At 69.5% G+C, this 868-nt stretch carries 1 protein-coding gene; it reads right to left on the reverse strand.

The annotated features are described in order from the left end of the window. Positions 1 to 868, reverse strand: an 868-nt coding sequence (locus OO63_RS41085) for an AMP-binding protein (protein ID WP_033264990.1), incomplete at both ends; no start/stop codon positions are given.

Here is an 868-nt window from a genome sequence, read left to right on the forward strand (position 1 = left end):
GTGGTGGTCGAGGGCGAGGTCGACGACGCCTTGGTGGGTGATGGCGACGCCCTTGGGGGTGCCGGTGGACCCGGAGGTGTACATCACATAGGCCAGCTGCTGTGCGTGGTCTGCGAGTTCGAGTGGTGCGGCCGGGGCCTGGGCGATGTCGGCCTTGCTGTCGGGGTCGTCGAGGACGAGGTGCGGGCAGATGCTGTCGGGTAGTGCGGCCGCGATGCCGGTGTGGGTGACGACCAGTACGGGTGCGGCGTCGCGCAGCATGAACGCGAGGCGTTCGGCGGGGTACTCGGGGTCCAGAGGCAGATAGCAGCCGCCCGCCTTGAGGATGGCGAGGAGGGTCACGATCTGGTCCGTGGAGCGGGGCAGTGCCAGTCCCACGACCGAGTCCCGGCCCACACCACGCGCGATCAGGACCCGCGCGAGCCGGTTCGACCGCTCGTCCAACTCCACATACGAGAACTCCTCCTCACCGCACACCAGGGCGACCGCGTCCGGCGCGGCCGCGACCTGGCGTGCGAACAGGCCCGGAAGGGTCACGTCGGGAGTCTCGACGGCCGTGTCGTTGAATCCGTACAGCACGCGCTCCCGCTCGTCCGGCTCGACGAGCTCCACGGCGCCGATGCGCTGCCACGGGTCCGCGGCCAACTGCCGGACCAGCCGCGTGAAGCGGTCGGCGAGCCGCTGCACGGTGTCGCGGTCGAACAGGTCGGTGGCGTACTCCAGGTGGCCGACCACGCCCTCACCGGCCTCCTCGACCAGGTTGAAGAACAGGTCGTACTTCGCCGACTGGCTGTGCGGCCACTCGAGTTCCACTTCGAGGCCGGGCAGGGCGAAGCTTTCGCGGTGGTTGTTCTGCCAGGCGAACATC

This window comes from Streptomyces alboflavus (assembly GCF_000716675.1).
Taxonomy (GTDB): domain Bacteria; phylum Actinomycetota; class Actinomycetes; order Streptomycetales; family Streptomycetaceae; genus Streptomyces; species Streptomyces alboflavus.